Here is an 18129-nt window from a genome sequence, read left to right as displayed (position 1 = left end):
ATCCGTTGATTGCGGTCAGACCGTGCCGTAGTCGACGTGGCCGGTTTCGCGGCAGAAGCTGACGAGCCGCAGGCCAGCCGCCTTCGCGATCTCGATCGCGAGCGACGACGGCGCGGAGATGGTCGCGACCAGCGGGATGCCGACCCGCGCGGCCTTGCGTACGAGCTCGTAGCTCGCGCGGCTCGACAGGAACACGAAACCGTCGGTGGTATCGGCGCGCGACAGCACGAGCGAGCCGATCAGCTTGTCGAGCGCATTGTGGCGGCCGACATCCTCGAATGCCGCGCGGATCGCGCCTGTTGCGTCGCACCACGCGGCCGCGTGCAGGCCGCCGGTCAGTTTCGTGAGCGCCTGATGCGCCGGCAGCGCATGCGCGGCGCGCGCCAGTGCGTCGGGCGCGAGGCGCGCGAGAAAGCCGGTATCGGGCACGCGTTCGGGCGCAAGGTCGAGCAGGTCGATGCTCTCGATGCCGCAGACGCCGCAGCCCGTGCGCCCCGCGAGTGCGCGGCGCCGGTCCTTCAGCGCGGCGAACGCCTGCTGGACCACGTCCAGATGGACTTCCGCATGCGGCAGCGGCGCGTCGGCGTGCAGGATCACCTCGATGTCCTTGATGTCGCTGCCGCGCGCGACGATCCCTTCCGAGATCGCGAAGCCGACCGCGAACGCTTCGAGGTCGCATGGCGTACACATCATCACCGCGTGCGAGATGCCGTTGAAGACGAGTGCGACCGGCCATTCCTGGCCGACGAAGTCGTGCGCGGTGTCGACCGCGCCGCCGCGCGTACGGCTGACGGGCAGCTCGATCGCGCCGCGCGGTTCGTCGCGAAGTTCGTCTGATTGGGTCGGATTCACGAGCACTCCCGTTGATTCGAAGCACGGTCGGCGACGATCGTGCCGCCGCCCGCGCGCAGAGGTTCTAAAATACCCCAGGCAAGCCGGCCGCGCCGGCATCCGCCACGTCAGGTAACGACCATGGGACTCAGCGACGCTCCGTTGCTCTTCAACTTCGAACACGATTCGTCGGAAAACTTCACGTACATCCCGATGATCGTGCGTTTCAATCTCGACCGCTTCGGCCTGCGGATTTCGCTCGACCAGTGGCAACTGCTGCCGCTCGAGGACCGCAAGCTGCTCGCGCGCTTTCCGGCCGACGACGACACCGCGATCGAGCCCAATTTCGATCATGCGCTGTTCGAAATGCTGCGCACGCACGCCGATCTGGAGCCGTCATGGTTCCAGCCGGACGAGCAGCCGGCCTGGCGTGCGGTCGACACGGTGCCGGAGTCGCTCGTGCAGCAGAGCGCGCTGGCCGGGCTGCCGGCGCCCGCGCTCGCGCAGTGGCAGCGGCTCGCGCCGTTCCAGCGCTACGTGCTGGTCAAGCTGTCGCGCAAGCCGACGCTGAATCACGATTTCCTGCCCGCGATGCGGGAGTTCGGGCTGACGGCCACGCACTGACGGCCATCTGCCGCGCGGCGGCGCGGCGCGTGCCCGTCAGAGCGGCGGCAGTTGCCGCGGCTTGCGGTCCGGGCCGGTCGCGACGTACGTGAGCGTCGCTTCGGTGACCTTCACGACTTCGCCCATCAGGCGCATGCGCTGCGCGTATACCTCGACGTCGACCGTGATCGACGTGTTGCCGGTGCGCATGATGGTGGCGTAGAAGCTCAGCAGATCGCCGACGAATACCGGCTGCTTGAACACGAACGAGTTGACCGCGACGGTCGCGACGCGGCCGTTCGCGCGCTGGCTCGCGGGGATCGAGCCGGCGATGTCGACCTGCGACATGATCCAGCCGCCGAACACGTCGCCGTGGACGTTCGCGTCGTGCGGTTGCGGGACGACGCGCAGCGCGGGCTGCTTCTGCGGGAGTTCGAGGGTCGAATCGGTCATGGCGGGGGCTTTCATCCTGTAATAAATGGACCGCCGCGCGCAGGCGGGCCGGCGAGGGCGCCGGCAGCGGCGCGAAGCGGCTTCTGCGACAATACAACGTTCACAAATTGTACGAGAAAGCGCGCGAGCCGGCCGTCGGAAGACGGATCCGGCACCGCCGCGCAATCCTTCCCCCATGCGCCGATTTCCCGCTTCCGGCGAGCCCGCGCCGGCTTCGACCGGGCCACGCAACGACTGGCAGACCATCCGGTCGCTGCTGCCGTACCTGACCACCTACAAATGGCGCGTCGCGCTGGCGCTCGGCTGCCTGATCGGGGCGAAGGTCGCGAACCTCGGCGTGCCGGTCGTGATGAAGCGCATCGTCGACCACCTGTCCTACGTGCAGCAGCTCACCGCGCTCGGCCGTGCCGAACAGTCGGCCGGCATCGTGCTCGCGGGAGGCGTCGGGCTGCTGGTCGTCGCGTATGCGCTCGTGCGGCTGTCGACGTCGCTGTTCACCGAGCTGCGCGAAATCCTGTTCTCGAAGGTCACCGAGAGCGCGGTGCGCCAGCTCGCGCTGCAGGTGTTCCGGCATCTGCACGGGCTGTCGCTGCGGTTTCATCTCGAACGCCAGACGGGCGGCATGTCGCGCGACATCGAGCGCGGCACGCGCGGCATCCAGCAGCTGATTTCGTATTCGCTGTACAGCATCCTGCCGACGCTCGTCGAGGTCGGGCTCGTGCTCGGCTTCCTCGTCGTCAAGTACGAGGCCTACTACGCGTACGTGACGTTCGCGGCGCTCGTCACGTACATCGTGTTCACCGTGAAGGTCACCAACTGGCGCACGCATTTCCGTCGCACGATGAACGAGCTCGATTCGCGCGCGAACTCGCGGGCGATCGATTCGCTGATCAACTACGAGACGGTCAAGTACTTCGGCAATGAGGAGTGGGAAGCGCAGCGCTACGACGAGAACCTGAAGCGCTACCGGAAGGCCGCGATCCGCTCGCAGAACTCGCTGTCGGTGCTGAACTTCGGCCAGCAGGCGATCATCGGCACGGGGCTGGTGTTCATCCTGTGGCGCGCGACGCAGGGCGTGCTCGCGGGCAAGCTGACGCTCGGCGATCTCGTGCTGATCAACACGTTCATGCTGCAGCTGTACATTCCGCTGAATTTCCTCGGCGTCGTCTATCGCGAGCTGAAGCAGAGCCTGACCGACATGGACCGGATGTTCGGGCTGCTGTCCGCGCCGAAGGAGGTGGCCGACCGGCCCGATGCGCCGCCGCTCGCGGTGACCGGCGCGCAGGTGCGCTTCGAGCACGTGAACTTCGCGTACGAGCCGTCGCGGCCGATCCTGCACGACGTGACGTTTACGATCGAGGCCGGCACGACGACCGCGGTGGTCGGCCACAGCGGGTCGGGGAAATCGACGCTGTCGCGGCTGCTGTTCCGTTTTTACGATCTCGACCGGCAGGCGGGCGGCGCGATCCGGATCGACGGCCAGGACATCCGCGACGTCACGCAGGAATCGCTGCGCGCATCGATCGGGATCGTGCCGCAGGACACCGTGCTGTTCAACGACTCGATCTACTACAACATCGCGTACGGGCGGCCGACCGCGACCCGCGACGAGGTGGTCGCGGCCGCGCGCGCCGCGCACATCCACGACTTCATCGAAAGTCTGCCGAAGGGCTATGACACGCCGGTCGGCGAGCGCGGGCTGAAGCTGTCGGGCGGCGAGAAGCAGCGCGTCGCGATCGCGCGCACGCTGCTGAAGGACCCGCCGGTGCTGCTGTTCGACGAAGCGACGTCGGCGCTCGATTCGCGCTCGGAACGCGCGATCCAGCACGAACTCGACCAGATCGCGCGGCATCGCACGACGCTCGTGATCGCGCACCGGCTGTCGACGGTCGTGCACGCGCAGCAGATCCTCGTGATGGACCACGGGCGGATCGTCGAGCGCGGCACGCACGACGAACTCGTGCGCGCCGACGGGTTGTATGCGCAAATGTGGGCGCTGCAGCAGCAGCGCGCGGCGGCTGGCGGGGAAGAGGCCGAGGCCGCGTGAGCGCGCAGGCGCCGCGCGACACGGCGGGCGGCGGGAATGGATGGTGGGCGTCCGTCCGGTAGCGGGCGGTGTAGCGGCGTCCCGGTCGGGTGACCGGGCGGATGCCCGCGGGCACGTGATTCGGGCTCGGCCGGGCATTCATTGACCCGTCAGGCCATCGGCGCCGCGCCGGATACCCGACGACCGGCGCCAGGCCACGAGACGATCAGCCCGCGGCGGCGCGCAGCCGCGCGTCGAGCTCGCCGAGCTGCGCGGGCGTGCCGACGTTCTCCCAGATGCCTTCGTACAGTTCGCCGCTCGCGTGGCCGGCTTCGATCGCCGCGCGATAGTACGGCGTCAGCGCGCGCCGCGTGCCGGGCGCGAGGTCGCGGAACATCCGCGTGTCGTACAGGCCGATGTTGCCGAACGTGAAGCGCGCGGCGCCGTCGAGCGCCAGACGGCCATCGTCGCCGAGCGCGAAGTCGCCGGCCGGGTGGAACGGCGGGTTCGGCACCATCACGAGGTGCATCGCCGGCGTGTCGAGCGCGGCCATCCGGGCCGCGCGCGGCGCGAGCGTCCGGTAGTCGAACGCGCAATACACGTCGCCGCTGACCGCCGCGAACACGGCCGGCTGCCCGTCGCGCTCCAGCAGCGGGAGCGCCTGCGCGATGCCGCCGGCGGTTTCCAGTGCGTCGCCCTCGGCCGAATAGGCGATCCGCACGCCCCAGCGCGAACCGTCGCCGAGCGCGGCCTCGAGCTGCTCGCCGAGCCATGCGTGGTTGATCACGATGGTCTCGATGCCCGCCCGCGCGAGCGCCTCGATCTGCCACACGATCAGCGGCTTGCCGCCGGCTTCGAGCAGCGGCTTCGGGCGGGTGTCGGTCAGCGGGCGCATCCGTTCGCCGCGTCCGGCGGCGAAGATCATCGCCGTGGTCAGGGTAGTGCTCATGTTCGACTGGGTGTGGGGACGGTCAGAACGTATAGCCGACGTCGGCCGGCGCGTTGCCCTCGAGCTCGTCGAGCAGCTTCGCGAACGGCACGAGCGGGCGATAGCGCAGCGCGACCTTGCGCGCATATGCGAGGAAGCGCGGCAGGTCGTTCAGGTAGTGCGGCTTGCCGTCGCGGTAGTTGATGCGCGCGAACAGGCCGAGGATCTTGATGTGGCGCTGCAGCCCCATCCATTCGAGCTGGCGGTAGAACTCGCCGAAATCCGGATCGACCGGCAGGCCGGCCTTTTTCGCCTTTTCCCAGTAGTACGCGAAGCAGTCGAGCTCGAACTCCTCGTCCCAGCTGATGAACGCGTCGCGCAGCAGCGACACGACGTCGTACGTCAGCGGTCCGTACACGGCGTCCTGGAAGTCGAGCACGCCGGGATTCGGCTCGCAGACCATCAGGTTGCGCGGCATGAAGTCGCGCAGCATGAAGCCCTGCGGCTGCGCGTGCGCGCTCGCGACCAGCAGCGCGAAGGTGCGCTCGAGCGTGCCGCGCATCGCGTCGGTGACCGGCTTGCCGAGGTGGCGGCCGACGAACCATTCGGGCAGCAGCTCCATTTCGCGGCGCAGGAACGCTTCGTCGAACGGCGGCAGCACGTCGGGCTTCGACGTGAGCTGGAAGCGGATCAGCGCATCGAGCGCGGCGCGCATCAGCGGACGTGCGGCGGCCGGGTCGGCCGGGTCGAGCACCGAGATGTACGACGTGCGGCCGAGGTCGGTCACGAGCATGAAGCCTGCGTCGAAATCGTGAGCCAGCACGTCGGGCACGTGGTCGCCGGCCGCGGCGAGCAGCTGCGCGACCTGGACGAACTCGCGGCATTTCTCGGGCGGCGGCGCATCGACGGCGATCAGCGTGCCGCCGGCACTGGTGGCCGACGCGACCCGGAAATAGCGGCGGAAACTGGCGTCCGACGACGCGGGCGCGAGGGTCGACAGATCGAGGGCGTAGCGCCCGGCGAGCGGGTGCAGCCACGCGGTGAGCGCTTCGAGGCGGGCGTCGGGCTGGGATGCGGCGGATGGGGGCGTCATGAAACTCGGCGGAGGGGGGAACGTCTTGCCATATAATACCCCACGACTTTTTTGACGCGCCCCCGCGTCAGCTTCCGCCGTGCAGGCCCGCCGCCTGTCGCGCCGTCCGCCCGATCGCCTCCCCGGTTTGCGAAGAGCCGCAGTCGCGGCTCGACGGCGCGGCCCGCCGCGCGCGAAGGTGCCGTGCAGGCGCGGTTGACAAGGGGCGATTCGCCAAACGATAGATGCCGCCCAAACCGCTATTCCCGAATGTTTTCCCCGGTGACGGGGCGCCGCGCAAACGGCGGCTCGCGCTCGCGCTCCTGGCCGTGCCCGGCCTCGTGCCGGCCGTGTCGTACGCGCAGCTGTCGGGCGCGGCTGCGCAGCCGCAGCCGCTCGACTCGCCGTGGGATCTGCGTCTCGCACCCCAGCTCGAGGATCATCCGCTGAAGGACGGCGCGAAGCCGGCCGCCTTCGTGATCGCCGACCACACGAGCGGCACCGCCGAGCAGGATCTCGCCGCGAAGGGCTCCGCCGAGCTGCGGCGCGGCGACGCCGTCGTGAAGGCCGACGCGATCCACTACGATCAGGATACCGACATGGCCGATGCGTACGGCCAGGTCAAGGTGGTCAATGGCGGGATGTCGTTCGCGGGCCCCGAGGCGCACATGAAGATCGAGGCGAGCCAGGGCTTCATGACCGCGCCGAAGTATCACTTCAACGTGACGGGCGGGTCGGGTAGCGCGGAGCGCGTCGACATGGTCGACAACGAGCGCTCGGTGTTCGTCAACGGCACGTATACGGCGTGCCAGTGCTCGACGAACCCCGCGTGGTACATCAAGGGCAGCCGCTTCGACTTCGATACGGGCGCCGACGAAGGCACCGCGCGCAACGGCGTGCTGTTCTTCCAGGGCGTGCCGATCTTCGCGAGCCCGTGGATGACGTTCCCGCTGTCGGGCGAGCGGCGCAGCGGCCTGCTGCCGCCGACGTTCTCGATGAACTCGAACAACGGCTTCGAGCTGTCGCTGCCGTACTACTTCAACATCGCGCCGAACCGCGACCTGACGCTCACGCCGCGCATCATCTCGCGGCGCGGCGTGATGACCGAGGCGACGTTCCGCTACCTGTCGCCGTCGTATTCGGGCACGTTTACGGCCAATTACCTGCCGGATGACCGGCTCGCGCACCGCAACCGCTACGCGATCTACTGGCAGCACCAGCAGAATTTCGGCGGCGGATTCGGCGGCTACGTCTACTTCAACAAGGTCTCGGACAACACGTATCCGGAAGACCTCGGGTCGACGAACCAGTTCGTCAACGGGACGCAGACGCTGTACCAGCAGGAAGCCGGCCTCACGTACAACAACGGCCCGTGGTCGGTGCTCGCGCGCTACCAGCACTGGCAGACGCTGCCGCCGTCGATCGCGCCGTACAGCCGCGAGCCGCAGTTGAACGTGAAGTACACGAAGTACAACGTCGGCGGTTTCGACTTCGGCGCGGAAGCCGACTATTCGCGGTTCCGCATCACGACCGCCGATGCGACCCAGGGCGACCGGATCGTCTTCAACCCGTACATCTCGTACGGCGTGTACGGCCCCGGCTACTTCGTCGTGCCGAAGGTCCAGTATCACTTCGCGTCGTACGACCTGGGCTACCTGTCGTCGACCACGCCGAACAACCCGAAGCGCTTCACCGAGTCGATCCCGACCGTGAGCGTCGATTCGGGCCTGATCTTCGACCGTTCGGTGCGCCTGTTCGGCCAGGACTTCATCCAGACCCTCGAGCCGCGCCTGTACTACGTGTACACGCCGTATCGCGACCAGTCGAACGCGCCGCTGTTCGACACCGCGGAATCGGACTTCGGCCTCGCGGAGATCTACCAGCCGAACACGTTCGTCGGTAACGACCGGATCGCCGATGCGAACCGGATCACGGCCGGCCTGACGTCGCGCTTCATCGATCCGCGCACCGGCGACGAGCGCGCGCGCTTCGTGATCGCGCAGCAGTACTACTTCGCCGATCAGCGCGTCACGCTGACGCCGGGGCAGAGCGCCGTGCTGGCGCGCCACTCGGACCTGATCGTCGGCGCCGCGCTGAAGCTCGGCTCGGGCTTCATGTCGGAAACGGCGTTCCAGTACAACCAGAACAACAACCAGCTCGTGAAGTCGAGCGTCGGTTTCGGCTACAGCCCGGGCGAGCGCCGCGTGATCAACGTCGGCTACCGCTATACGCGCGCGAACACCACGCTCGACAACCAGCCGATCAACCAGTTCCTGGTGTCCGCGCAATGGCCGCTCACGCGCCGCCTGTATGCGATCGGCCGTTTCAACTACGACCTCGCCGGAGATCGCGTGGTCGACGGTCTGGTCGGCTTACAATACGACGCGGACTGCTGGGCGCTCGGGGTCGGGGTCCAGCGATTTGCGAACGGCATCAATACGTCGGGACAGCAGAACTCGTCGACGCGATTCATGATGCAGCTGACGCTCAAGGGCCTGTCGACCGTCGACAACGGCCTCGTGTCCGCGTTCCGCGCCGGGGTGCCGGGCTACACGCCGTTGCCGCCGCCGCCGCCGCCGATGTCCCGCTTCAGCAACTACGAGTAACGCCGGCATGTCTGCACCGGTCAGCACGATTTCAATGGAGTTTCAGTGGCAATGAAGAAAACCCTTCGTTTCGCGGCAGTCGTGTCCAGCCTTGCCGCGTCCGCCGCGCTGCTCGCCGCCGCGCCGGCCGCGGCGCAGGCGCTCGGTTCGCAAGGCGCGCAGCTCGCCGACGAAGTCGTCGCGGTCGTCAACAACGACGTGATCACGGGCCGTGAACTCGACCAGCGTGTCGGCTTGATCGCGCGCCGGCTGCAGCAGCAGAACGCGCCGGTGCCGCCGGCCGACCAGCTGCGCGGGCAGGTGCTGAACCAGATGGTGCTCGAACGTATCCAGGTGCAGAAGGCCAAGGATGACGGGATCCGTGTCGACGACGCGACCGTGCAGGCCACGCTGCAGCGTCTCGCGCAGGCGAACGGGATGACGCTCGACCAGTACCGCGCGCGTCTCGAGGCGCAAGGCGTGCCCTGGAGCATCTTCACGAACGACGCGCGCACCGAGCTGACGCTGTCGAAGCTGCGCGAGCGGGAGGTCGACGGCAAGATCACGGTGTCGGACGCCGAGGTCGCGAACTACATCGCGAGCCAGCGCGGGCCGAACGCGTCGCAGCAGCAGGACCTGCGCTTCCAGCACATCTTCATCAAGGCGCCCACCAACGCGCCGCAGGCCGACATCGAAGCCGCGCAGAAGAAGGCGGAAGCGCTGCTGCAGCAGGCGAAGTCGGGCGCCGATTTTGAGCGGCTCGCGAAGAACAACTCCGAAGCGAACGACGCGAAGAAGGGCGGCGATCTCGGCTTCAAGTCGCCGAGCGCGCTGCCGGCCGACGTCGTCGAGGCCGCGTCGAAGCTGCGCCCGGGCCAGGTCAACCCGACGCTGATCCGCGTGCCGGACGGCTTCGAGATCGTGCGCCTCGTCGATCGCCGCCAGAGCCAGGGCGCGAGCGCCGCGGCGCCGAAGATCGTCCAGACGCACGTGCGCCACATCCTGCTGCGCGTCGGCGAAGGCAAGTCGGAAGGCCAGGCGCGCCAGCAACTCGTTGACATCCGCAACCAGGTCGAGGCCGGCGGCGATTTCGCGAAGTTCGCGCGCACCTACTCGCAGGACGGGTCGGCGTCGCAGGGCGGCGATCTCGGCTGGATCAGCCCGGGCGAGACCGTGCCGGAATTCGAGCGTGCGATGAACAACCTGCAGGACGGCCAGATCAGCCAGCCGATTCGTACCGAGTACGGCTACCACCTGATCCAGGTGCTGAACCGCCGCGAAGCGGAAGGGTCGGTGCAGCAGCAGATGGACATCGCCCGCCAGGCGATCGGCCAGCGCAAGGCCGAACAGGCCTATGCGGACTGGCTGCGCGAGCTGCGCGATTCGTCGTACGTGCAGTACAAGATCGGCGGCGTCGGCCCGGCGAACTGAGCGAGCATCGAATGACCACGCCCGCGCTGCAGATCGCGATCACGACCGGCGAACCCGCGGGAGTCGGCCCGGAGCTGACCGTGCAGGCGCTGCGTGACGCCGCGCAGCGTTGGCCCGACGCGCATTTCACCGTGCTCGGCGATGCGGCGTTGCTCGACGCGCGGGCCGCGGCGGTCGGCATCGACCCGGCCACGCTGGCCGGCGGCGCGCAGGTGTCGGTCGCGCATCGCGCGCTGGCCGTGCCCGCGCAGGCGGGCAAGCTCGACGCGGCGAACGGCCGCTACGTGCTCGGGCTGCTCGACGCGGCGATCGACGGCGCGCTGGCGGGCCGGTACGACGCGATCGTCACCGCGCCGCTGCAGAAAAGCACGATCAACGATGCGGGCGTGCCGTTCACCGGCCATACCGAATACCTGGCCGAGCGCACGCATACGCCGCGCGTCGTGATGATGCTGGCCGGCACCGGCCAGCGGCCGCTACGTGTCGCGCTCGCGACCACCCACTTGCCGCTGAAGGACGTATCGGCCGCGCTGACGATCGACGGGCTCGTCGAGACGCTCGCGATCATCGATCGTGACCTGCGGCGCGACTTCGGTCTCGCCACGCCGCGCATCCTCGTGACGGGCCTGAACCCGCACGCGGGCGAGAACGGTTATCTCGGCCGCGAGGAGATCGACGTGATCTCGCCGGCGCTGGCCCGTGCGCATGCGCAACACATCGATGCGCGCGGCCCGTATCCGGCCGACACGCTGTTCCAGCCGCGCCATCTGGCCGATGCCGATTGCGTGCTGGCGATGTTCCATGACCAGGGCCTGCCCGTGCTGAAGTACGCGACGTTCGGCGAGGGCATCAACGTGACGCTCGGGCTGCCGATCATCCGCACGTCGGTCGATCACGGCACCGCGCTCGATCTGGCCGGCACGGGCCGCGCCGATCCGGGCAGCATGATCGCCGCGCTCGATACGGCCGTCACGATGGCGCGCCATCGCCGCGCAGCCTGACGCTGCCGGCTTACCCCATTCGTCGTATTTTTCGTTTTACTCAGTCGATGTCGAACAGCAGACAGCACCAAGGCCATTTCGCGCGCAAGCGCTTCGGGCAGAACTTCCTCGTCGATCACGGCGTGATCGATTCGATCGTCGCGACGATCGGCCCCGCGCGCGGCCAGCGGATGGTCGAGATCGGGCCCGGGCTCGGCGCGCTGACCGAGCCGCTGATCGAGCGTCTCGCGACGCCCGAGTCGCCGCTGCACGCGGTCGAGCTCGACCGCGACCTGATCGGGCGCCTGCAGCAGCGCTTCGGCGCGCTGCTGGAACTGCACGCGGGCGATGCGCTCGCATTCGACTTCCGCTCGCTCGCGGCGCCCGGCGACAAGCCGTCGCTGCGGATCGTCGGCAACCTGCCGTACAACATTTCCAGCCCGCTGCTGTTTCATCTGATGACGTTCGCCGATGCGGTCGTCGACCAGCATTTCATGCTGCAGAACGAAGTCGTCGAGCGGATGGTCGCGGAGCCGGGCACGAAGGCGTTTTCGCGGCTGTCGGTGATGCTGCAGTACCGCTACGTGATGGAAAAGATGCTCGACGTGCCGCCGGAGTCGTTCCAGCCGCCGCCGAAGGTCGATTCGGCGATCGTCCGGATGATTCCGTACGAGCCGCACGAACTGCCGGACGTCGATCCCGTGCTGCTCGGCGAAATCGTCTCCGCCGCGTTCTCGCAGCGCCGCAAGATGCTGCGCAATACGCTCGGCGACTACCGCGAGACGATCGATTTCGACGCGCTCGGCTTCGATCTCGCGCGCCGTGCGGAGGACGTGAGCGTGGCCGAGTACGTCGGCGTCGCGCAGGCGCTTGCGGCGGTGCGCAAGGCCGGATGACGCGGGTCGCGCGCGCCACCGGCTGTATCGAAGAGGCTGCCTGACCGGCGGCCTTTTTTATTGCCCGCGCATCTTGCGTCGGTCGTCACGCCCGCCGGCGCGGCGGCGCGTTGACGAGCGCGATGCCGGTCAGCACGAGCGCGGCCGCGGACATGAAGCGCCAGCCGACCGATTCGCCGAGCAGCAACACGCCGAACGCGACGCCGAACAGCGGCGACAGGAACGTGAAGACGGACAGCCGGGACGCGCTGTAGCGCGTCAGCAGCCAGAACCACGACAGGTAGCTGACGAACGCGACGATCACCGACTGGTACGCGAGGCTCGCCAGCGCGACCGGCGTCACGTGCGCGAACGACATCTGGCCGGACAGCGCGGCGAGCGCGACCAGCACGACCGCCGATACCGCGAGCTGGTAGAACAGCGTCTTGCTCGCGCTGGCCCGCGCGAGCGCCGTCGAGCGCACGACGACCGTCGTCGCGGCCCACATCGCGCCGCCGAGGATCCCGAGCGCGTCGCCGGCGAGCCCGGCCAGCACGGATGCGCCGGGCGCGCGCGGCTTCAGGAAGCCGTCCGCGAACGCGAGCGCGATGCCGGCGAAGGCGAGACCGACGCCGGCCCATTGCGTGCGCTGCAGCCGCTCGCCCGGGGCGAACAGGTGCAGGCCGAGCGCGGTGAAGCACGGCGCCGTGTACAGGAAGATCGCCATGTGCGACGCGCTCGTCAGCGTCAGTCCGAAGAACACGCAGATGAATTCGCCGGCGAACAGCGCGCCGGCGGCGAGCCCCGCGCCGAACGTGCCGTCCGCCTGGAACAGCGGCGTGCCGCGCGTGCGGGCCCAGCCCCATAGCAGCACCGCCGCGATCACCGAGCGCAGCCCGGCCTGGAACATCGGTGCGATCGCGGCGTTCGTGCTCTTGATCGCGACCTGCTGGAAGCCCCAGATCGCGCACAGCAGCAGCATCAGGCCGACCGCGCGCGTATCGAGCGCGCGGCGCACGGGGGCGGCGGCAAGCGCGGTCATCGGCGCGCCTCGCGGGTCCGGTATGACGGCGGCGAGGTCAGGCGGGCGGCGCGTCCGGCGCGCTCGAATCGGCGGTTTCGCACGGCAGTGTGGGGTAGGGAAGAGTGGGTGGTCGCGGTCGGGCGGCGGGACGCATGCCCGCTTTTGGTGCGAAGTGGAAGGATGTTACCCGATCGGCGCGGTGGTCGGGCGGGCCGGAGTGTGACCTTTTCTGCCGTTGCGCTTGCGTCGGGTCAACCGATGCGCCGCCTCGGCCGTGCGCCGGGCGGGGCGCATCCAGCTGGGCGCCCCCAGCTAGGCGCCCCCGGCTAGGCGCCCCCGGCGAAATTCACCCGTCTCCGGTAGAATTTCCGGTTCTGGAAAGTCCCCACAGGAGTACAACACATGCGTTTGCTGCATACGATGCTGCGAGTCGGCGATCTCGACCGCTCGATCAAGTTCTACACCGAATTGCTCGGCATGAAGCTGCTGCGTCGCGAGGATTATCCGGAAGGCAAGTTCACGCTCGCGTTCGTCGGCTACGAAGACGAGAGCACGGGCACCGTGATCGAACTCACCCATAACTGGGAGACGCCGTCCTACGATCTCGGCAACGGCTTCGGCCATCTGGCGGTAGCGGTCGACGATGCGTACGCGGCCTGCGAGAAGATCAAGGCGCAAGGCGGCAAGGTCACGCGCGAGGCAGGCCCGATGAAGCACGGCACGACCGTGATCGCGTTCGTCGAGGATCCGGACGGCTACAAGATCGAGTTCATCCAGAAGAAGTAAGCGCGGGATGAACCGGGCCGCGGCGTGCGATGTGCGCCGCGGCAGCGAAAAAGGGCGATGCGGGGTAATCCGCATCGCCCTTTTTCGTTGGAGCCGAAGCCGCGCGCGTCAAAGCGACGGCAGCAACTCGGGCGGATGATGCTTGAGCGTATGCCGCGCTTCGCGGAACTCGGGGAAGATCGATTCGACGGTCTGCCAGAAGGCCGGGCTGTGGTTCATCTCGCGCAGGTGCGACAGCTCGTGCGCGACGACGTAGTCGATGATCGACATCGGGAAATGGATCAGCCGCCAGTTCAGGCGGATCTTGCCGTCGCTCGAGCAACTGCCCCAGCGCGTCGCGGCCGACGACAGCGCATACATCGAATACGTGACGCCGAGCTTTTCCGCGTAGACGACGAGGCGTTCGCCAAAGATGCGTTTCGCTTCGCCCTGCAGCCAGCCCTGCACGCGATCCTTGATCTGCTGCATGTCGGCCTGCACGGGCAGCGGCAGCGACAGCCGCAGCGCATCGGCATCGAACGCGACGGCGCCCGCGCCGAGCGCGATCGTCACCGTCTTGCCGAGATACGGCAGCTGCGCGCCGTCGCGCCAGTCGATTTGCGGCAGCGCGCGCTGCTCGGTGCGCGTCTTCCACTCCGCGAGCTTCGCGAAGATCCAGCGTTGTTTCTCCGCGATCGCCGCTTCGATGTCGGCGAGCGTGACCCAGCGCGGCGCGGTGATCGACAGCCCGCTGCCGTCGATCGTGAAGCCGATCGTACGGCGCGCCGAGCGCTTCAGCCGGTATTCGAGCACGCGGCTGTCGAGCGCGAACGTGCGCACGCGCGAGCGATCGGGCGCCGGGCCCGGATCGAGCGGTGCGGCGGGTGCGACTTCAGGCGGCGCCGGCGGGGCGGCGGGCGCCGACGGCGCCGCGGCCGGCTCGTCGAAGAGCGGCAGATCCATCTGGCGATGATCGAGGGCCACGACGGCAGGCCGTGGCCGCGGACGCTGTTTCATCAGTTCGCTTCTTTTTGTCGTACGCAACGGCTGCAATCCGGGGCTTCAGGCGCGCGCGGCATCGCGTGTGCCGGCGTTACCCGCCTGACGATACGCATCGGGATCGATGCGGCGCATTTCCGCTTCGATCCATGCTTCGACCTGCGAGTTCAATGCATCGGGCGTTAGCCCTTCGCTCGCGATCGGCTTGCCGATCGACACCGTGACGACGCCCGGGAATTTCGTGAACGAGTTACGCGGCCACACCCGCCCTGCATTGTGCGCGATCGGCACGACCGGCGTGCCGGTTTCGATCGCGAAGCGCGCGCCACCCGTCTTGTACTTGCCCTGCTTGCCGACCGGCGTACGCGTGCCTTCGGGGAACATGATCATCCATGCGCCTTCCGACAGGCGCTTCTTGCCCTGGCGGATCACCGAATTGAACGCGTTCTTGCCTTCCTTGCGGTTGATGTTGACCATGTGCAGCAGCCCGAGCGCCCAGCCGAAGAACGGCACGTACAGCAGCTCGCGCTTGAACACGTAGCAGAGCGGCTTGGGCATCAGCGCCGGGAACGCGAGCGTCTCCCAGGCGGACTGGTGCTTCGACAGCAGCACGGCCGGGCCGTCGGGCAGGTTTTCCATCCCTTCGATCCGGTAGCGGATGCCGTTCAGCCAGCGCACGACCCACAGCGTCGACTTGCACCAGCCGGCCGCCATCCAGTAGCGCGCGTCGGGGCGCATGAACGGAAACGCGATGAAGCACGCGGTGGCGTACGGCACCGTGTACAGGATGAAGTAGATCAGCAGCAGCAGGGAGCGGACGAAGCGCATCGGCGTGAGTCTGGCGTTGGGGAGGATGCGCGCGGCAGCCGCATCACTCGTGTTCGTGTGAAAGAAAATCGAGCGCAAACGCGCGCAGGTCGTCGTGGACCTTCGTGCCGGGCGGCAGATTGCCCGCGGCGAGCGTTTTCTTGCCCTTGCCGGTCAGCACGAGGTGCGGCTGGAAGCCGACCGCGACGCCGGCCTGCAGGTCGCGCAGCGAATCGCCGACGACCGGCGTGTGATCGGGATCGATCTCGAAGCGCTCGGCGATCATCTGCATCATGCCGGGTTTCGGCTTGCGGCAGTCGCAATGATCTTCGGCCGTATGCGGGCAGAAGAACACCGCGTCGATGCGCGCGCCGACCGCGGCCGCCGCGCGATGCATTTTCAGGTGCATCTCGTTGAGCGCGGCCATGTCGAACAGCCCGCGACCGATGCCGGACTGGTTGGTCGCGACGACCACGCGGTAGCCCGCGTGGTTGAGCCGGGCGATCGCCTCGAAGCTGCCGGGCAGCGCGATCCATTCGTCGGGCGTCTTGATGAACGCGTCCGAATCGACGTTGATCACGCCGTCCCGGTCGAGGACGACGAGCTTTCGGTTGGGGCTGGTCGGCATCGGGCGGCCCTTATGCGGCGAGCTTCGAGATGTCGGCGACGCAGTTCATCTGCTGGTGCAGCGCGGACAGCAGCGCGAGACGGTTCGCGCGCAGGGCCGGATCTTCCGCGTTGACCATCACGTCGTTGAAGAACGTGTCGACCGGCGCGCGCAGCGCGGCGAGCGCCGACAGCGCGCCCGTGTATGCACGCGCCTCGAGCTGCGACTGCACGTGCGGCGTGACGGCCGCGAGCTGTTCGTGCAGCGCCTTCTCGGCGGCCTCGACGAGCAGCGTCGGCTGCACCGCGCCGTTCGCGCCGCCTTCCGACTTCTTCAGGATGTTCGAGATCCGCTTGTTCGCGGCCGCGAGCGCTTCGGCTTCCGCGAGGCGCGTGAATTCGCGCACCGCGTCGAGACGCGCGACGAGATCGTCGATGCGCGTCGGATTCAGGCTCAGCACCGCGTCGATTTCGCCGGCCGAATAGCCGCGCTCGCGCAGCAGGCCGCGCAGGCGATCCATGAAGAACGCGAAGATCGCGTCGGTCGATTCGGCGACGCCCGGCACGCCGTTAAAGCGTGCATGGGCCGTGCGCAGCAGCGAGACGAGATCGAGCGGCAGCTGCTTTTCGAGCAGCAGGCGCAGCACGCCGAGCGCGTGGCGGCGCAGCGCGAACGGATCCTTCTCGCCGGTCGGCGCGAGGCCGATGCCCCAGATGCCGACGATCGTTTCGAGCTTGTCGGCGAGCGCGACGGCGGTCGACACCGGCGTGGTCGGCAGTGCGTCGCCGGAAAAGCGCGGCTGGTAGTGCTCGGCGCATGCGAGCGCGACGTCGTCGGCTTCGCCGTCGTGGCGCGCGTAGTACGTGCCCATCGTGCCCTGCAGTTCCGGGAACTCGCCGACCATGTCGGTCAGCAGGTCGGCCTTCGCGAGGCGCGCGGCGCGCTTCGCGTGCGCGGTGTCGGCGCCGATCGCAGGGGCGATTTCGCCGGCCAGCGCCTCGAGGCGCTCGACGCGGGCGAGCGCCGAACCGAGCTTGTTGTGATAGACGACGTTCGCGAGTTGCGGCACGCGGTCGGCGAGCGGCTTCTTCTTGTCCTGCTCGAAGAAGAACTTCGCATCGGCGAGGCGCGGGCGCACGACGCGCTCGTTGCCCTCGATGATCTCGCCCGGCGTCTTCGTCTCGATGTTCGACACGATCAGGAAGCGCGAGCGCAGCTTGCCGGCGACGTCGGTCAGCGCGAAATACTTCTGGTTCGTCTGCATCGTGAGGATCAGGCATTCCTGCGGCACCTGCAGGAATTCGTCCTCGAAGCGGCACGGGTAGACGACCGGCCATTCGACCAGCGACGTGACTTCGTCGAGCAGCGATTCGGGCATCACGACCGTGTCGCCGTTCGCATGTTCGTTCAGTTGCGTGCGGATCGTTTCGCGGCGATCGGCGAAGTGCGCGATCACGCGGCCCTTGTCGCGCAGCGTGTCGGCGTACGCGCGGGCGTGCTGGATCGCGACCAGGCCGTCGGACAGGAAGCGGTGGCCGAGCGTCGTGTCGCCGGCGTCGACGCCGAACGCGGTGACGGGCACGATGCGGTCGTCGTGCAGCACCGTCAGGCGATGCACCGGGCGCACGAACTTCACGTCCGAGCCGTCCGGGCGCTGGTACGTCATGAATTTCGGGATCGGCAGCTTCGCGAGCGCCTCGTCGAGCGCGGCCTGCAGGCCGTCGGCGAGCGTGGCGCCGGCCGCCGAGTAATTGATGAAGAACGCTTCGGCCTTGCCGTCCTGCGCGCGCTCGAGATCGGCGATCGACAGGTTCGGGTGGCCGAGCGCCGCGAGCTTCTTCGCGAGCGGGGCCGTCGGCTTGCCTTCGGCGTCGAGCGCGACCGACACGGGCAGGACCTTTTCGCGGACCTGCCGGTCAGGCGCGACGGCGCGCACGTTCTGCACGACGACCGCGAGGCGGCGCGGCGTGGCGTAGCGTTCGAACACGAGTTCGCCTTCGACGAGGTCGCGCGCCGCGAGGCGTTGCGCGAGACCTTCGGCGAATGCGTCGCCGAGGCGCGCGAGGGCCTTCGGCGGCAGCTCTTCGGTCAGCAGTTCGACGAGCAGGGGGGCGGGATGATTGTGCGTCATGGTTGGATTGAA

16 protein-coding genes are annotated in these 18129 nt (G+C 68.3%); 7 read left to right on the top strand and 9 right to left on the bottom strand.

Annotation, left to right across the window (positions count from 1 at the left end):
* Positions 1 to 15 precede the first annotated feature (15 nt).
* Positions 16 to 858, bottom strand: coding sequence for a formate dehydrogenase accessory sulfurtransferase FdhD (gene fdhD / locus DTA15_RS30155; protein ID WP_006485749.1), 843 nt, complete (start codon positions 856 to 858; stop codon positions 16 to 18).
* Positions 859 to 972: 114 nt separating this feature from the next.
* Between fdhD and DTA15_RS30150 the strand changes: the two genes are divergently transcribed.
* Positions 973 to 1455, top strand: coding sequence for a nitrate reductase associated protein (locus tag DTA15_RS30150; protein WP_012492415.1), 483 nt, complete (start codon positions 973 to 975; stop codon positions 1453 to 1455).
* 36 nt (positions 1456 to 1491) lie between these two features.
* Here the strand turns inward: DTA15_RS30150 and DTA15_RS30145 are convergent, their stop codons facing one another.
* Positions 1492 to 1887, bottom strand: coding sequence for an acyl-CoA thioesterase (locus DTA15_RS30145; RefSeq protein WP_006485741.1), 396 nt, complete (start codon positions 1885 to 1887; stop codon positions 1492 to 1494).
* A 175-nt stretch (positions 1888 to 2062) separates the two neighbouring features.
* Here DTA15_RS30145 and DTA15_RS30135 point away from each other — a divergent pair, with 175 nt between their 5' ends.
* Positions 2063 to 3934 carry an ABCB family ABC transporter ATP-binding protein/permease gene (locus DTA15_RS30135; protein WP_006485736.1) on the top strand — a complete coding sequence of 624 codons (1872 nt, stop codon included), beginning with the start codon at positions 2063 to 2065 and terminating at the stop codon, positions 3932 to 3934.
* Positions 3935 to 4139: 205 nt separating this feature from the next.
* On the opposite strand, the gene murU is transcribed toward DTA15_RS30135, so the two are convergent.
* The gene (murU, locus tag DTA15_RS30130; RefSeq protein ID WP_012492416.1) at positions 4140 to 4862 is read right to left on the bottom strand and encodes an N-acetylmuramate alpha-1-phosphate uridylyltransferase MurU; all 723 of its coding nucleotides are present in this window, start codon (positions 4860 to 4862) and stop codon (positions 4140 to 4142) included.
* A 22-nt stretch (positions 4863 to 4884) separates the two neighbouring features.
* On the bottom strand, positions 4885 to 5934 hold the full coding sequence (locus DTA15_RS30125; RefSeq protein WP_006485734.1) for an aminoglycoside phosphotransferase family protein: 1050 nt from the start codon (positions 5932 to 5934) through the stop codon (positions 4885 to 4887).
* A 224-nt stretch (positions 5935 to 6158) separates the two neighbouring features.
* Between DTA15_RS30125 and DTA15_RS30120 the strand changes: the two genes are divergently transcribed.
* From DTA15_RS30120 to rsmA, 4 genes are read left to right on the top strand one after another with little or no spacing between them, the layout of a single operon-like run.
* Positions 6159 to 8519 carry an LPS-assembly protein LptD gene (locus DTA15_RS30120; protein WP_006485743.1) on the top strand — a complete coding sequence of 787 codons (2361 nt, stop codon included), beginning with the start codon at positions 6159 to 6161 and terminating at the stop codon, positions 8517 to 8519.
* Between the two features lie 51 nt (positions 8520 to 8570).
* Positions 8571 to 9929, top strand: a complete 1359-nt coding sequence (locus DTA15_RS30115; RefSeq protein ID WP_034178516.1) for a peptidylprolyl isomerase — start codon at positions 8571 to 8573, stop codon at positions 9927 to 9929.
* Positions 9930 to 9940: 11 nt separating this feature from the next.
* Complete coding sequence (pdxA, locus tag DTA15_RS30110) at positions 9941 to 10930, top strand: 4-hydroxythreonine-4-phosphate dehydrogenase PdxA (protein ID WP_006491615.1); 990 nt, start codon at positions 9941 to 9943, stop codon at positions 10928 to 10930.
* A gap of 47 nt (positions 10931 to 10977) precedes the next feature.
* The gene (gene rsmA / locus DTA15_RS30105; RefSeq protein WP_006483844.1) at positions 10978 to 11805 is read left to right on the top strand and encodes a 16S rRNA (adenine(1518)-N(6)/adenine(1519)-N(6))-dimethyltransferase RsmA; all 828 of its coding nucleotides are present in this window, start codon (positions 10978 to 10980) and stop codon (positions 11803 to 11805) included.
* Between the two features lie 85 nt (positions 11806 to 11890).
* Here rsmA and DTA15_RS30100 read toward each other — a convergent pair whose 3' ends face one another.
* Positions 11891 to 12826 carry a DMT family transporter gene (locus tag DTA15_RS30100; RefSeq protein ID WP_006491616.1) on the bottom strand — a complete coding sequence of 312 codons (936 nt, stop codon included), beginning with the start codon at positions 12824 to 12826 and terminating at the stop codon, positions 11891 to 11893.
* 384 nt (positions 12827 to 13210) lie between these two features.
* Here DTA15_RS30100 and gloA point away from each other — a divergent pair, with 384 nt between their 5' ends.
* Entirely contained in the window at positions 13211 to 13594 is a 384-nt protein-coding gene (gene gloA / locus DTA15_RS30095; protein WP_006477863.1) for a lactoylglutathione lyase, read from the top strand.
* A gap of 108 nt (positions 13595 to 13702) precedes the next feature.
* On the opposite strand, the gene DTA15_RS30090 is transcribed toward gloA, so the two are convergent.
* Genes DTA15_RS30090 through glyS form a run of 4 tightly spaced genes read right to left on the bottom strand, consistent with a single transcriptional unit; the run spans position 13703 to position 18117 of the window.
* On the bottom strand, positions 13703 to 14590 hold the full coding sequence (locus DTA15_RS30090; protein ID WP_012492418.1) for a M48 family metallopeptidase: 888 nt from the start codon (positions 14588 to 14590) through the stop codon (positions 13703 to 13705).
* A gap of 45 nt (positions 14591 to 14635) precedes the next feature.
* Positions 14636 to 15400: a lysophospholipid acyltransferase family protein gene (locus DTA15_RS30085; RefSeq protein ID WP_006488592.1), complete on the bottom strand. Its 765-nt coding sequence runs from the start codon at positions 15398 to 15400 to the stop codon at positions 14636 to 14638.
* A gap of 43 nt (positions 15401 to 15443) precedes the next feature.
* The gene (gene gmhB / locus DTA15_RS30080) at positions 15444 to 16007 is read right to left on the bottom strand and encodes a D-glycero-beta-D-manno-heptose 1,7-bisphosphate 7-phosphatase (protein WP_006488591.1); all 564 of its coding nucleotides are present in this window, start codon (positions 16005 to 16007) and stop codon (positions 15444 to 15446) included.
* A gap of 10 nt (positions 16008 to 16017) precedes the next feature.
* Positions 16018 to 18117, bottom strand: a complete 2100-nt coding sequence (glyS, locus tag DTA15_RS30075) for a glycine--tRNA ligase subunit beta (protein WP_006488597.1) — start codon at positions 18115 to 18117, stop codon at positions 16018 to 16020.
* Positions 18118 to 18129: the final 12 nt, after the last annotated feature.

Source organism: Burkholderia cenocepacia (assembly GCF_900446215.1).
Lineage (GTDB): Bacteria > Pseudomonadota > Gammaproteobacteria > Burkholderiales > Burkholderiaceae > Burkholderia > Burkholderia cenocepacia.
Note: the sequence above shows the minus strand (reverse complement) of the source record. Positions and strands in the feature narration are given on the sequence as shown.

Excerpts from the sequence above, each read along its gene's own strand:
- DTA15_RS30090 (WP_012492418.1), bottom strand. The coding sequence starts at position 14,590 with ATGAAACAGCGTCCGCGGCCACGGCCTGCCGTCGTGGCCCTCGATCAT.
- gloA (WP_006477863.1), top strand. The coding sequence starts at position 13,211 with ATGCGTTTGCTGCATACGATGCTGCGAGTCGGCGATCTCGACCGCTCG.
- pdxA (WP_006491615.1), top strand. The coding sequence starts at position 9,941 with ATGACCACGCCCGCGCTGCAGATCGCGATCACGACCGGCGAACCCGCG.
- DTA15_RS30120 (WP_006485743.1), top strand. The coding sequence starts at position 6,159 with ATGCCGCCCAAACCGCTATTCCCGAATGTTTTCCCCGGTGACGGGGCG.
- DTA15_RS30145 (WP_006485741.1), bottom strand. The coding sequence starts at position 1,887 with ATGACCGATTCGACCCTCGAACTCCCGCAGAAGCAGCCCGCGCTGCGC.
- murU (WP_012492416.1), bottom strand. The coding sequence starts at position 4,862 with ATGAGCACTACCCTGACCACGGCGATGATCTTCGCCGCCGGACGCGGC.
- DTA15_RS30100 (WP_006491616.1), bottom strand. The coding sequence starts at position 12,826 with ATGACCGCGCTTGCCGCCGCCCCCGTGCGCCGCGCGCTCGATACGCGC.
- DTA15_RS30135 (WP_006485736.1), top strand. The coding sequence starts at position 2,063 with ATGCGCCGATTTCCCGCTTCCGGCGAGCCCGCGCCGGCTTCGACCGGG.
- DTA15_RS30115 (WP_034178516.1), top strand. The coding sequence starts at position 8,571 with ATGAAGAAAACCCTTCGTTTCGCGGCAGTCGTGTCCAGCCTTGCCGCG.
- glyS (WP_006488597.1), bottom strand. The coding sequence starts at position 18,117 with ATGACGCACAATCATCCCGCCCCCCTGCTCGTCGAACTGCTGACCGAA.
- DTA15_RS30085 (WP_006488592.1), bottom strand. The coding sequence starts at position 15,400 with ATGCGCTTCGTCCGCTCCCTGCTGCTGCTGATCTACTTCATCCTGTAC.
- DTA15_RS30150 (WP_012492415.1), top strand. The coding sequence starts at position 973 with ATGGGACTCAGCGACGCTCCGTTGCTCTTCAACTTCGAACACGATTCG.
- rsmA (WP_006483844.1), top strand. The coding sequence starts at position 10,978 with ATGTCGAACAGCAGACAGCACCAAGGCCATTTCGCGCGCAAGCGCTTC.
- gmhB (WP_006488591.1), bottom strand. The coding sequence starts at position 16,007 with ATGCCGACCAGCCCCAACCGAAAGCTCGTCGTCCTCGACCGGGACGGC.
- DTA15_RS30125 (WP_006485734.1), bottom strand. The coding sequence starts at position 5,934 with ATGACGCCCCCATCCGCCGCATCCCAGCCCGACGCCCGCCTCGAAGCG.